Below are 14,008 nucleotides of genomic sequence, written 5' to 3'. Positions count from 1 at the left end.
ATCTGAAAAGTTAGATAACAAAGCTCTGTTTGCCCAAAGCTTCGTTGCTTATTTGCAAACAATTCAAATTGCTTTCAGCTTTTACATCGCCTTGCGCTGCAGCTTTTAAAAGCCAATCAAGGGCATCTAAAGGTGCCGCATCCTCTACTCGGCCTAAAGCATACATGACCGCAAGGTTATTTTGCGCTTGGCTATGCCCTTTTTTTGCCGCCGTTTGGTACCAGAACTGAGCTCGAACATAACTTTGTTGATATTCATACTGGCAGGCTATTTTGAATTCGTGCCCACCCACTTGGTGCATATTCACTTGATCGTTGATGCTATAACTGGACAGTAATTGTGAGTAGACTGGTTGCATGGGTTAACCATTGATAGATTGGTTTAGAGAAACTAATTATTAAGCAATGACAAAACACAGTTAATGCTAACTTTAGTAGAGAATTCTTAGTTTTCAAGCCCCTATCTGAAATTAGTTAACTTGGATCCCAAGAGCGTCAAACAAGTCACATAAACAGTCTCTTAAGCTGATCCATAAACCCAGCAGTGGTTTTTTTTAAACCACCATATGAGTTAGTTTAAAGCCATAATGCTCATTTATTATTGTTTTATTTGGCGAGATTATCGAAGCATTCTGGGTATCAATAACCAAGCTGCTGCAAACGCCACAAAAGCCCTGTACTAGAGCAGAATAAAGCAACCAAGAGTGACATTATATTGAACCATTACCAAGCACAATTATTGGTCCAAAGTAGATAAAATTGGCTACTTTATCTTTTGGCCTTAAGACAATGTTCCCAAGGCGTCTCGTGCTTCGTTAGTGTGCGTCGCTTTTTGACAAGTGAGTACCATGACCCATGGGTAAAATTTGCTCATTATTTTCACCCATAGGCAATCGAGCACTGTGGGCCATCTACCCTTTCTCCGGGAGCAAGCACACATGAAATCTTCTGCTAAAGTCGTCGTCATAGGCGGTGGTGTTGTAGGCGCAGGTACTTTGTATCATTTAGCCAAAAAAGGTTGGACTGACGTCGTTATGGTTGAGCGTAAGGAACTAACCTCCGGGTCAACATGGCACGCTGCAGGTTTGCTACCTCTTTTTAACATGAGTTACTCTGTCGGCAAGCTGCATCAGTACTCTGTTAACTTTTATCATGAGTTGCAAACAGAAACAGGCATGAACGTGGGTTTTTCAGTGGTCTCTAATATTCGCCTGGCCAACTGTGAATATCGCATGGATGAATACAAATACTATGCAGGGGTCGCTAAAACTGTTGGTGTAAAAACTAAGTTTCTTACTCCTGAGCAAGTGAAAGAAGTTTGGCCTCTTTGCAACACGGAGGGTTTACTCGGCGCAATTCAACATCCAGATGATGGCTATATACAGCCCGCAGATCTGACTCAAGCCCTTTGTAAGGGAGCCCGTGATATGGGTGCTGAGATCTACCGCTTTACTAAGGTTATGGGGATTGAACAACAAGTCGATCACACTTGGATTGTGAAAACGGATAAAGGGGACATTAGTTGTGAACATGTTGTGTCATGTACTGGCAGTTTTGCTCGTAAAACAGGTGAAATGGTCGGTTTAGATATTCCTGTTATTCCCGTTGAGCATCAGTTTATTGTGACTGAACCCCACCCTGCTATTTTAGAAAGAAAGAAATTAGGTTTGCCTGAGATGGGTGTTTTGCGTGAATCTGATGGCGGCTACTATTTACGCGAAGAAGCTGGAGGCCTATTATTAGGGCCATACGAAAAAGGAGCACCTTGCGTTTACGTGGATGGTCCCACAGATGACTGTGAATACGAGCTATTTAACGAAGAATTAGATCGTTTAATGCCTCATATCGAATTTTGCATGAATCGTGTACCTGCATTTGCAGAAGTGGGGGTTAAAAAGGTTTATAACGGGGCCATTGCTTATACTCCAGATGGCAATCCCATTGTCGGTCCTGCCCCAGGTCTTAAAAACTTTTGGCTTAACGAAGGCCATTCGTTTGGTATAACTGCTGCAGGTGGTGCTGGCTGGCAATTAGCAGAATGGATGATCGATGGAGAACCCACGGTTGATATGATGGGTGTAGATCCACGTCGTTTCGGGCCCTACGCAACCCGCGGTTACTTGAAGGAAAAGAATGAGGAAGCCTACTCTAACGTATTCACGACACACTACCCAGACGAAGAGCGTGAAGCTGCTCGCCCCCTAAAGACCACACCATGTTATGACCGCATGAAAGCCCTAGGCGCGGTGTTTGGCAGTGTTTATGGGTGGGAACGCCCTAACTGGTTCTTACCCTCCAAAGACTACGCATTGAGTGCTGAGGAGCTAGCCACCGATAAGGTTGATCAAGTGTTATGGAACCAAAACTTTTCCGAACCTCTTGACGGTGGTCCCATTGTCGAAAAAAATTCATTCCGTCGTTCTAATTACCATGAGTTTGTTGGTAACGAGTGTCGACATGTGACTGAAAAAGTGGGCTTATTAGACATGTCTGCTTTTGCCAAAGCAATTGTTAAAGGACCGGGTGCAGAGGCATGGCTAGAGTATATTTTTGCTAACAAAGTGCCAAAAACGATTGGCCGCATTTCCCTTGTGCACATGTTAACGCTCAATGGGGGAGTACGAGCTGAATTTACCGTTTACAAAACGGGCCCGCAGAGTTACTACCTCGTTTCCGCAGGTGCATTTGAGACCCATGATCACGATTACTTGTTCAAACTTAAACCCACCGATGGTAGTGTTGACGTTCAACGTGTTACCACCAATACAGGTGTGCTTGTATTAGCTGGCCCCCGTTCACGCGAAGTATTGCAAAAGTTAACTGACACAGACTTGGCTAACGACAGCTTCAAATGGTTAACAGGTAAAAAGATCAACGTGGGTTATGCCACCGCTGAAGCCTTGCGAGTTAACTTTGTAGGTGAATTAGGATGGGAACTTCATCATCCTATTGAGATGCAAAACTATATCTTTGATGAAGTGATGAAAGCAGGTGCTGAATTTGACATTAAGCCTTTTGGTATTCGCGCCATGGATAGTATGCGTATAGAGAAATCTTACCGTCTAATCCCTCGTGAGATGTCTATTGAATACTCAGCGATGGAATCTGCTTTAGATCGTTTTGTTCGACTCGATAAAGAAGGCGATTTCATTGGCAAAAAAGCCTTACAAGCTTGGCAGGAACGGGGGGCTGAAAATGCCTTTGCCACCATCGAAGTTCATGGCGTTACTGATGCAGATGCGCGTGGTTCTGAAGCCATTTACAAAAATGGGGAGGTCGTTGGTCGAGCCACTTCAGGTGGCTATGGCTGGCGTGTTGGCAAGTCTCTCGCCCTCGGCATGGTTGAGCCAGAGTTAGCTATTATTGGAACCGAACTCGAGATTGAAATTCTGGGAGAGATGTACAAGGCAACCGTGGTTGAAGAGTCTCCTTTCGACCCAACAAACGTTAAATTGCGTGCTTAATCAGTTGCCGCAATAATAGTCACTGTCATGGGTCAAGTGAGTTAACAAGCCGGCCCTTTAGTTTTTATCTGAAGTAGCGTTGACTTCTTGGTGAGCAGGTTTAAACTTCCTGCTTTCATTAGTGTTAGCAAAAGCTAGCTCTAGAATTTGAATTTATACTTATACTTAATATTTATATTTAAGAGAGATCATGTCCATGAAAGTTTTAGTTGGCATAAAACGTGTGTTAGACCCTCAGGTTAAGGCCCGTGTTAAGGCAGACAAATCAGGTATCGACCTAACGAATGCCAAGATGACCATGAATCCATTTTGTGAAAATGCGGTTGAAGAAGCTATTCGCCTGCGTGAATCTGGTGCCATTGAGGAAGTGGTGGCTCTCTCTATTGGTGCGGCCAAGTCTGAAGAAACCCTCCGTAACGCTCTAGCACTTGGCGCCGATCGTGCTATTTTGGTGCTTACTGAAGAAGTTTTAGAGCCATTGGCTCTTGCTAAGGTGATTAAGGCCATTGTCGAAAAAGAAAATCCCGATTTGGTTTTGGTGGGCAAACAGGCCATTGATGACGAGTGTAACCAAACTGGGCAGATGCTTTCTGCCCTGCTAGATTGGCCACAAGCCACTTTTGCCTCAAAACTAGAACTTGTTGATGGTACGGCTCAAGTGACGCGTGAAGTGGACGCCGGTATCGAAGTTATTAACGTTAATATGCCTGCGGTAATCTCTGCAGACCTGCGCTTAAATGAGCCACGTTATGCGTCTTTACCCAATGTCATGAAAGCCAAGCGTAAGCCACTTGATAAGATCGAACTAGCAGACTTAGGCTTAGACACAGCTAATCGCCTGACGACTCTTGAAGTGATGGAACCGCCTGCCCGAGCAGCGGGGATTATCGTTGAAACAGTGGGTGAATTGGTAGAAAAGTTGCGCAACGAAGCCAAGGTTATTTAAGGAGTTGATTATGAGTATTTTAGTGATTGCAGAACATGACAACGCCAACTTGGTTGCTGCCACCCTTCACACTGTGACAGCGGCCCAACAGATCGGTGGTGAGATTGACTTATTGATTGCTGGCCACGGCTGTGAGGCAGCAACACAGGTCGCCTCTCAAATAATGGGGATAAACCGTGTGCTTGTTGCCAATGACGCCAGCCTAGAAGGTCTATTAGCAGAAAACATGGCGAACTTAGTGGTTTCTCTTGCTCAGGATTATACTCACGTTCTCTGCGCTGCCACCACCTTTGGTAAAAATTTCATGCCTCGTGCTGCGGCGTTATTAGATGTCAGTCAAATTTCTGAAATCAGTGAAGTGATCTCAGCCGATACATTTGTGCGCCCCGTTTATGCGGGTAATGCTTTGGCTAAAATACAGTCAAGCGACAGTATCAAGTTAATCACTGTGCGTATTACCAAGTTTGACGCTGCCGCTGAAAGTGGTGGTTCTGCTCCAATTGAAACGGTAAGTGCCAGCCCTGATTCTGGTCTTTCTCGTTTTATTGGCTTATCGTCTTCAAAAACCGAGCGTGTGGAGCTGACTTCTGCAGCCATCGTCATTTCTGGTGGTCGTGGTATGCAAAATGGTGAAAATTTTCAAATGTTGGAAAGCGTTGCTGACAAACTAGGGGCTGCCGTGGGCGCATCTCGTGCCGCGGTCGATGCTGGTTTTGTGCCCAACGACTACCAAGTAGGCCAAACAGGTAAAGTGATTGCTCCAGACCTATACATTGCAGTTGGCTTGTCGGGTGCCATTCAGCATTTAGCGGGCATGAAGGACTCTAAAACGATCGTTGCCATCAACAAAGATTCTGAAGCGCCTATTTTTCAGGTGGCTGACTACGGTTTAGTAGCGGATTTATTTGAGGCCGTTCCAGCACTTGATGAAGCCTTATCAGACTAACTCAATCAATTTTTATATAGTGCGGTTAATGCCTCTTATGTAGCGGTGATAAGACCCTTAAAAGCCCAGTTTACACTGGGCTTATATATCCTAATTATTGATGTTCCTTGAGAAACCTCAACAGGGCTTGCCAGGATTTTTCATCGGCAGCGCTGTGGTAATCTCTTGATCCTGGCACTGTAAATGAATGGCGTGCACCCCCATAAACCTCTGCGTCGTGGGAGATTTCAGCAGCTTGCATTTGCTGAAGTACAGAAGCCAAACTGTTCATTCCAGAAACAGGGTCAGCTGATCCGTGGAGTAATAAAACTGGGGCTTTGGTTCGGGTGTAATCTTGGCCTTCTGGCGTCTCCAAACCACCGTGAAAACTAACAAAGCCGTCTATATCCAAGCCCATACGAGCACCTTCCAAGACTGCGGCTCCACCAAAACAGTAACCCATCAAAAATTCTGCCACGTCATCTGCTGAACTTTCAGATGCCGCCGTAACGGCAGCTAAAATTCTTGCCTGAAACTTTTGCCTATCAGCATAAAGAGCACCTGCCTCGCGTTTATAATCCTCAAAGCCTTCTAAGGTGGCATCCACACCAAACAAGTCTAGAGCTACAGCTTCGTAACCTAATGCGGCTAACTTTTCAGCACGCATTATTTCATACTGATTTAAGCCATTCCAATCATGAATAATAAACACTTTACCCAAGGTCTTGCCTTTAGGCTTAGCGATGTGGCCTTTGAAATCTTGAGCTCCCACGGAGTAATGTAAGTCGCTTGCATGCGCTGTAGAAAAAACCATTAATATTGGAATGAAAATGGCCATTAAACTCTTTGTAAAACACTTAACTGTCATTACCACTCCCGCAGTACAGGGCTTATTGTGAACATATGGTCGAGCGAGAAGTCACCCTTTTAAATAGATTACCATATTTTTGTGCTGCAACGTCTAGCCATATTGTCTGCGCCTTATGTAGTTTATTAAAACCTACTAAAACCGACTAAGACAATAAAACACTGTTTACAAGTCAGTGCCACTTGAGTCTAAAAAATACAAAAGCCACTTTGTACCGATTTGCTTTATACCGAGTAGCTTTATTGATACCATTAAGGATTTTAGCTTTCACTATTTAATAAGGCAGTTTATGCACAATAAAACGTCGCATCTGGTTTATTCGACCGACGTCGGGCGCATAAAACAGCCTACCACCCAAAAGTCTGTCAAGACTGATGGGCTCGTGCGTATCCGCCGCGAAACTAAAGGTCGTAAAGGCAAAGGGGTGACTACTGTGTCTGGCGTCAATCTAGCTGCAGCCGAGTTAAAAACCTTAGCCAAACTACTTAAGCAGACTTGCTCTACCGGCGGCACAGTCAAGGATGGGGTGATTGAAATTCAAGGTGATCATCGTCAGATCCTCAAAACTGAGCTAGAGAAACGTGGCCATCAGGTCAAACTGGCAGGAGGATAAGATGTCTCCAATTCCAAAAGCCTATGGCAGTTGGCCATCTCCAATTAGTGCCGAATTGATTACTCGCGCCGCGCCTAGTTTAAATTTTGTACAATCTCATGAACAGTGTCTATATTGGGTTGAAAGCCGGCCCTGGGATGCTGGCCGCTGCGTGATTATGCAGCGTAATGAGCAGGACAAAATTATTGACCTACTGCCCAGCCCTTTTAGTCATCACAGCAGTGTGCACGAGTATGGAGGTATGGCTTATACAATTCATGACGCTTATTTATACTTTGTTAATGCCGCAGACCAGCGTATTTACCGTCAACACCTTGATACACTGGGTACACCAATAGCCATTACCCAAAAGGGTCCATGGCGCTTTGCAGACCTTATTGTCGATGCTCAACACCAGCGCCTAATCGCGGTCTGTGAAGAACATCAGGACCAACAAGAAGCTGAAAATTATTTGGTTACTATCGCCTTAAACGATGACCAGGCGAGCATTAAAAAATTACAGTCTGGGGCTGATTTTTATGCTTACCCGCGCCTAAGTCCAGATCAAACAAGACTTTGCTGGATCCAGTGGTCACACCCTAATATGCCCTGGGATAGCAGTGAATTATGCTTGGCTAACCTGAGCCAAACAGGTATTAGCAAGCCAAGAGTCATCGCTGGAAGTCAGGGTGATGAGGCTATCTTTCAGCCTCATTGGTCACCTGATAATAATCTGTATTTTGTGTCTGACAAAACGAATTGGTGGAATATTTACCGTTTTGATGGTTCTAAAAACATGCCAGTATTAGCCCTAGATGGCGAGTTTGCCACACCCTTATGGCAGTTTGGCATGGCGACCTATGATTTTATCGATACCAACACCATTGCTTGCTTATGGACCGATAAAGGCCTTTGGCATAGTGGTTTTATTGACATTGCAACGGCGCAGTTAAGTCCAATTATAAGCCCTTACAGCAGCATGCACGCACTCACCTGCCACCAAGGCTGTTTGTACACCATTGCAGGTGCTGCAGCTTTGCCTAATCAACTCATCAGCATCGATCAAGAAGCCGTTATTACCTCTATTTATGCTCCAGCAACTTTAGATGTAGAAACAACTAATCTTGCTCAACCCACATCGATTTTTTTCCCAAGTGGCAATCACCAAATGGTGCATGCGTTCTTCTACCATCCCACCAGCGCCTCCTATTGTGGCCAAGCTAACGAACTTCCTCCTGTTATTGTGATGTGTCATGGTGGCCCCACAGGTGCAACTGACAGTGGTTTAAACCTGAAATTACAGTATTGGACTAGTCGTGGCTTTGCTGTTGTGGATATCAACTATCGTGGCAGTACTGGTTTTGGACGAACTTATCGCCAAGCTTTGGGGAGCGCATGGGGTTTAGCCGATGTTGAAGACACTCAAAATGCTGTCCACTATTTGGCTCAACAACAAAAAATAGATGCGCAGCGTTGTCTCATTCGTGGTGGCAGCGCTGGCGGGTACACAGTGCTCTCCGCCCTCACCTTTACTGATACATTCAAAGCAGGAGCCAGTCTCTATGGCATTGGAGACCTAGAAACCCTAGCAACTGATACGCATAAATTTGAGTCCCGTTATCTTGACAGTCTTATTGGTCCTTACCCCGAACGAAAAGACATCTATATCGCACGCTCGCCTATTCACCATGCAGAAGGTCTCAACTGCCCTGTGATCTTTTTACAGGGTCTAGAAGATAAAGTTGTACCTCCCAATCAAGCTGAAATGATGGTTGAGTTACTCAGATCAAAAGGCATTAAGGTGGCACACGTCACCTTTGCAGATGAAGGTCACGGTTTTAGAAAGGCCAAAAATATCATACAGGCCATGGAGGCTGAACTGGCTTTTTACCAACAGGTGTTTCACTTAGGAGCTGACAACAACCCAAACTAAAAGACTGTTATTTCAAGTTTGTTATAGAACCAAAAAAGAATCAGCCATGATTAGGATGGGCTAGGAAGGGTTAGGATAATTCAACAAATATTGAATTTAACGAACTCAATCAAAACCGATTAAAGGTCTCCCGCTGCGATGGCCATTACACTTTGACTACCGGCTAAAATAGAACGGCGGTGCGACTCAAAGCGAGGCAGGATATGGTCTAAGTAATAGGCCACAGTAACTAATTTATTGGTCTTGAAGCTCTCATTGTCTTCCTGCGCGACTAAACTGGCGCTGCGGATCATTTGCCATGCCCCACACACATAACCACTCAACATTAAGAGATCAAAACTGATTGCTCCAGCAAACATAACATCGTTGGGGGCTTGTTTCAGAAGAGTTTGGTAACTCGATTCAAGACCATTGATGGCTTCAGCCATAGCAGACTGGTGTGACTTAGTTACAGCATGACCATGTAAGCTCAAATCATCACGCATTTGTTGCACTAGATCTGCCATTGCTTCACCTTGGTCGTAGAGGGTTTTTCTGCCCGCTAAGTCTAATGCCTGAATACCAGTCGTACCCTCATAAATGGTGAGTATACGAGCATCCCTTTGGTGTTGTGCTGCTCCTGTCTCTTCAATGAAACCCATGCCCCCATGTATCTGTACACCCAGAGAAGTCAATTCTTGCGAAATTTCAGTACACCATCCTTTTACAATAGGAATAAGTAACCCGACACGCTTGTGAGCTAAGCCTCTAGTGGCTGCATCCGATGACAGCTGGCTTAAATCGATCTGGGCGGCATTAACATAGGCAATGGCTCGGCAAGCTTCGGTCAAACTGCGCATCGTCATTAACATGCGGCGCACATCTGGATGGTGAATTATAGCACCACGTTCCTTAGTGCCAGGAGCAGCGCACTGTATGCGATCATGAGCATATTCAAGAGCTCCTTGATAGGCTCGATCTGACAAGCTTACACCTTGTAAACCAACGAGTAAGCGTTCATTGTTCATCATGGTAAACATGGCGGCTAAACCCTGATGGGGTTGACCCACTAAATAGCCAACAGCCCCTTCGTTATCACCGTAACTCATGACACATGTTGGACTGCCATGGATACCCATTTTGTGCTCTACATTAATGGCATAAACATCATTGTGCTCACCTAAACTGCCATCTGCATTGACTAAGAACTTAGGCACAAGAAATAAGGAAATGCCTTTGACACCGTCGGGCGCGTTTGGCAATTTAGCCAGCACTAAATGAATGATATTCTCAGTCATACTGTGGTCGCCCCAAGTGATATAAATCTTTTGGCCTTTAACTCGAAAGTGATCTCCATCAGGAGTTGCTGTGGTGGTAATGACAGCCAAATCTGTGCCTGCATGAGGTTCAGTGAGGTTCATGGTGCCAGTCCATTCACCGCTAATCATTTTACCAAGGTAAATATCTTTCAAACTATCACTGCCATGGGCAGCGATTGCTTCCGTAGCTCCTGCAGTTAACATGGGGCAAAGTGCAAGTGCCATGTTAGCCGCATTCATCATTTCTGACACGGGCATAGAAAAAGTGAACGGTAACCCTTGCCCACCATATTGTGGATCAAAGTAGAGGCTATTCCAGCCCCCTTGAGCGTATGCTTGATAAGCTTCCTTAAAACCTTCGACCGTTTTAACGCCGCCTTCTGTTAAAGTCACTCCTTGTTGATCACCAAAGTGGTTGATGGGAGACCATACTTCGTGAGCTAACTTATCCGCTTCGGTCAACACCGCCTGCAACAAATCTTCGTTGGCATCTTGGTTGTCAATCACTAAGGCGAAATTAGGTAAATCAAGCAAACGATTAACAACAAAGTTCATTTCTTCTAAGGGGGCTTGGTATTCACTCATGTTAGGCGCTCTTTTTGAATCAGTTGCAATTTAAGGTGTGTATTATAATTAAGGTAATTTTAGCCTGACATTTGTAGCCAAGCGAAATAATGCCTATCATGCTGACCCACGGGTTCCACTAAGAACTCACGAGGCAACTTTTAAAGGAGTAGTATGTGAATAACCAACATGGGTATTATTTAGAAGATTTAACCATAGGTATGGAATCAAGCTATCAAAAAACGATTACAGAAACGGACATTGACGCCTTTGCAGCGCTCACTGGCGACACTAACCCAGTGCACTTAGACTCAGAATATGCCGCCACAACTCCCTTTAGGGCCCGCATTGCACACGGTATGCTTAGTGCAGGCTTAATTTCAACGGTGTTAGGTACTCAACTGCCAGGCCCAGGATGTATTTATTTAGAACAGCAGATTAAGTTTAAGGCCCCTGTCTTTATAGGCGATACTCTGGTGGCCACAGTGACCGTAAGGGATATTAATCAACGTCTTGGCAGAGTGAGCCTGAATACTCAATGTTTTGTAAACACCAAGTTAGTTTTGGACGGAACTGCTTCGATGATGGTCGACAAAAAAAGCTGACGCTGATTATAATTTGGCAGTTAGACGTCTAATTTCTTCCTCGCGGGCAATCAATGTGCGTTGCAGACCCAAAAGGTTATTATTAATTTCAAGACCTTCAACTTCTCGCGATTTGATTAATTTGCGCAGTTCTTTCTCTCGCCTTGATGCATCAGACTTTTCTACCATCGCTCGCTTTTGTAATTCTTTAACATCAAACTCACGTTGTTGCAGAGCATCTTCCAAACGTTTTACTCTATTGGTCGACGCTAAGGCTTGACTATTAGATTGTGACATGTGGCGAGACTGATTAGTAATCTCCCCTCTATATTTACGCAATTCCTCATCCTGACTACGAATCTGACTAAACTGGGTGTCTTGGGTCACTGTGCCCCTGGCTGCCACAGCCTGCAATTCTTGAACCTGAGAATTTAATCCGGCTTCTTTTTTGCCCCAATCATCCCTCAATTTATCCAGTTGATGGCGATAATAACTGGCCTTGGATTCTAATTTACCGATATTTGTATTGTTCCGAGTTGTCTCTTCTTTCATGCGATTATCAAGCTGTTTCTTAGCTTCATCACTACTTGAAACGGCCCGCTGCATTTCACTTTTCGCCTCAGACACAGCGTTTTTCATGGAGCTAATGGTTTTTTCAGCAGACTGTAGATTACTGCGCAACATGGCCCGCTCAGCTTCCATTTTCTTCACACTATTTTGGCTATCTTTTAACTGCACACGCAAACGCTGGTTGGAACCTTCAATTGCTTCTAACTGAGCTTTAGCTAAATAAATTTCGTCTTCCAGAGCAATGCCCGTCGCATTAACAAGTCGGTCACTATTGGCATTGAGTTCTAATTCTAAACGAGCATCCCTAAGGGCATTATCCCAAATCATTTGCACTGTTTGATACACAGTTTCTGGAATATCAGGGCGATTATTGGGCTGAATAGTGCGGCGAAAAGCAACTCTGCTTTCTTGCTTAATCCACCAATGCTCTAGCTGCCTGCCTAATTCTTCAGAGGGTTTAATACGCATTATATCTGCAATAGCTTGCACACTGATCTTTTCGCCTGATGACATGAGATCATTGGCAATTTTGTGCAACTTAACTTTATCGATCTGATCGTCCATTGGGTACATTTGTCTCTGAGAGTTATAATAGGTCAAAAATTAATCTTTTTAAAACCTACAAAATTCTACCCTAATTTAGCTAAACAGGCACCATTTTACGCAGTACAAATTTTTGTATTTTACCTGTCGCTGTTTTTGGCAAGGAGCCAAACACAACATGTTTGGGTACTTTAAAGCGCGCCATACTGTCCCTACAATAGGAAATCAGTTCTACTTCTGTTGCTTCGGTATCAGGTTTTAAGGTCACAAAAGCGCATGGGGTTTCTCCCCATTTCTCATCAGGCCTTGCCACAACAGCAGCTTCAAAAACTGCTGGATGGCTGTAGAGTACACTCTCTATTTCGATTGAAGAAATATTTTCTCCTCCTGAAATAATAATATCTTTCGCTCGATCCTTAATTTCCATGTAGCCATCGGCATGCCAAACTGCCAAATCACCAGTGCGAAACCAGCCACCCACAAAAGCTTCAGCTGTTGCAGATGGGTTTTTAAGGTAACCTTTCATAACCATGTTGCCACGTAAACAAATTTCACCAATCGTTTCGCCATCTTTGGGGACAGGTCGCATCGATTCTGTATCCATGACCGAGTGATCCTCTTGTGCTGGGCTTCTTACTCCCTGGCGAGCCTTTAACGCCGCTTGCTTTGACTTGGGCAAATGGTCCCACAAATCTGGCTGCCACTCACAAATCACACAAGCGCCATAAGTTTCAGTTAGGCCATAAACATGTGTCACATCAAAGCCTAATTTTTCCATCGCTTCAATAACAGCTGCTGGAGGAGCTGCACCCGCGGTCATCACTTTAACCTGATGGGTAATGCCAGTTTTGTCTTTTTCATCAGCGTTATTAAGCATATTGAGTACGATCGGTGCTCCACCAAAATGCGTTACTTGCTCTTGCTTAATAAGTTTAAGTAGAACTTCTGGTTTCAAATGTCTAATAAAAATATTAGTTCCAGCCATTAAAGCTGTGGTCCACGGGAAACACCAGCCATTACAGTGAAACATAGGCACTACGGTCAGAAATTTAGGGTACTTAGGCATATCCCAGCTAAACGCCATGCTCATAGCTGTTAAGTAAGCCCCACGGTGATGGTAAACCACTCCTTTGGGGTTGCCTGTGGTACCCGATGTGTAATTCAGACTGATGGCCTGCCACTCATCTGCTGGCATATGCCACTGGCTGTTCGGATCCCCTTCACCAATAAGCTGTTCATAAGTCAACTCCCCAATAAGCCGACCGCCCCCAAAAGTAGGGTCATCTATGTCTACGACCAATGGGTTTACCTGACACAAAGTCAGTGCTAAGGCCACTGTCTCAGAAAACTCTCGGTCTACAAACACCACTTTAGTTTCAGCATGATCAAAAATAAAAGCAATCGTTTTCGCGTCTAAACGGGTGTTGATAGCATTAAGCACGGCCCCAGACATGGGCACTGAATAATGGGATTCAAATAATTCTGGACCGTTATGAGCGACTAAAGAAATCGTATCGCCAAGCCCTACACCCCTACCTTTGAGTGCATCAGTCATAGCGCAGGCTCGTTGATATGTTTGCAACCAAGTGCGACGTATCTGACCATATACTTGGGCTTCGACCGCTGGGTAGACCTGTGCAGCGCGTTTGAGCATCGACAAAGGTGATAGGCTTTGAAAGTTGGCCTTATTTTTATCTAGATCAGTGTTATACATAAAGGGCA

At 44.6% G+C, this 14,008-nt stretch carries 11 protein-coding genes; 6 read left to right on the top strand and 5 right to left on the bottom strand.

Annotated features, from left to right (window positions below; all coding sequences use genetic code 11):
* Positions 1-10 precede the first annotated feature (10 nt).
* Positions 11-358 (bottom strand): tetratricopeptide repeat protein, encoded by a 348-nt coding sequence (locus tag ABXT59_RS06050; protein ID WP_443638306.1) that lies wholly within the window; start codon positions 356-358, stop codon positions 11-13.
* A 579-nt stretch (positions 359-937) separates the two neighbouring features.
* Here ABXT59_RS06050 and ABXT59_RS06045 point away from each other — a divergent pair.
* The 3 genes from ABXT59_RS06045 (at position 938) to ABXT59_RS06035 (ending at position 5,355) form a co-directional block, all read left to right on the top strand.
* Positions 938-3,463, top strand: coding sequence for a GcvT family protein (locus ABXT59_RS06045; protein ID WP_443638305.1), 2,526 nt, complete (start codon positions 938-940; stop codon positions 3,461-3,463).
* 196 nt (positions 3,464-3,659) lie between these two features.
* Positions 3,660-4,409 carry an electron transfer flavoprotein subunit beta/FixA family protein gene (locus tag ABXT59_RS06040; protein ID WP_443638562.1) on the top strand — a complete coding sequence of 250 codons (750 nt, stop codon included), beginning with the start codon at positions 3,660-3,662 and terminating at the stop codon, positions 4,407-4,409.
* Positions 4,410-4,419: 10 nt separating this feature from the next.
* The gene (locus tag ABXT59_RS06035; protein WP_443638304.1) at positions 4,420-5,355 is read left to right on the top strand and encodes an FAD-binding protein; all 936 of its coding nucleotides are present in this window, start codon (positions 4,420-4,422) and stop codon (positions 5,353-5,355) included.
* Between the two features lie 94 nt (positions 5,356-5,449).
* Here the strand turns inward: ABXT59_RS06035 and ABXT59_RS06030 are convergent, their stop codons facing one another.
* Positions 5,450-6,172 (bottom strand): dienelactone hydrolase family protein, encoded by a 723-nt coding sequence (locus ABXT59_RS06030; RefSeq protein ID WP_443638303.1) that lies wholly within the window; start codon positions 6,170-6,172, stop codon positions 5,450-5,452.
* A gap of 319 nt (positions 6,173-6,491) precedes the next feature.
* On the opposite strand from ABXT59_RS06030, the gene yciH reads away from it, so the two are divergent.
* Both yciH and ABXT59_RS06020 read left to right on the top strand, forming a co-directional pair.
* Positions 6,492-6,815 carry a stress response translation initiation inhibitor YciH gene (yciH, locus tag ABXT59_RS06025; RefSeq protein WP_443638302.1) on the top strand — a complete coding sequence of 108 codons (324 nt, stop codon included), beginning with the start codon at positions 6,492-6,494 and terminating at the stop codon, positions 6,813-6,815.
* A 1-nt stretch (position 6,816) separates the two neighbouring features.
* Positions 6,817-8,727, top strand: a complete 1,911-nt coding sequence (locus ABXT59_RS06020; protein WP_443638301.1) for a prolyl oligopeptidase family serine peptidase — start codon at positions 6,817-6,819, stop codon at positions 8,725-8,727.
* A gap of 119 nt (positions 8,728-8,846) precedes the next feature.
* Here ABXT59_RS06020 and ABXT59_RS06015 read toward each other — a convergent pair whose 3' ends face one another.
* Positions 8,847-10,610, bottom strand: coding sequence for an acyl-CoA dehydrogenase family protein (locus ABXT59_RS06015; RefSeq protein WP_443638300.1), 1,764 nt, complete (start codon positions 10,608-10,610; stop codon positions 8,847-8,849).
* A gap of 155 nt (positions 10,611-10,765) precedes the next feature.
* Here ABXT59_RS06015 and ABXT59_RS06010 point away from each other — a divergent pair, with 155 nt between their 5' ends.
* Positions 10,766-11,194, top strand: coding sequence for a MaoC family dehydratase (locus tag ABXT59_RS06010; RefSeq protein ID WP_443638299.1), 429 nt, complete (start codon positions 10,766-10,768; stop codon positions 11,192-11,194).
* Between the two features lie 6 nt (positions 11,195-11,200).
* On the opposite strand, the gene ABXT59_RS06005 is transcribed toward ABXT59_RS06010, so the two are convergent.
* Positions 11,201-12,307 (bottom strand): hypothetical protein, encoded by a 1,107-nt coding sequence (locus ABXT59_RS06005; protein WP_443638298.1) that lies wholly within the window; start codon positions 12,305-12,307, stop codon positions 11,201-11,203.
* A 79-nt stretch (positions 12,308-12,386) separates the two neighbouring features.
* Complete coding sequence (locus ABXT59_RS06000) at positions 12,387-14,000, bottom strand: acyl-CoA synthetase (RefSeq protein WP_443638297.1); 1,614 nt, start codon at positions 13,998-14,000, stop codon at positions 12,387-12,389.
* Positions 14,001-14,008: the final 8 nt, after the last annotated feature.

It is taken from the genome of Candidatus Njordibacter sp. Uisw_058, assembly GCF_047730065.1.
Classification (GTDB): domain Bacteria; phylum Pseudomonadota; class Gammaproteobacteria; order Pseudomonadales; family Balneatricaceae; genus Njordibacter.
The sequence above is the reverse complement of the archived record's forward strand: the minus strand, read 5'-3'. Positions and strand labels throughout refer to the sequence as shown.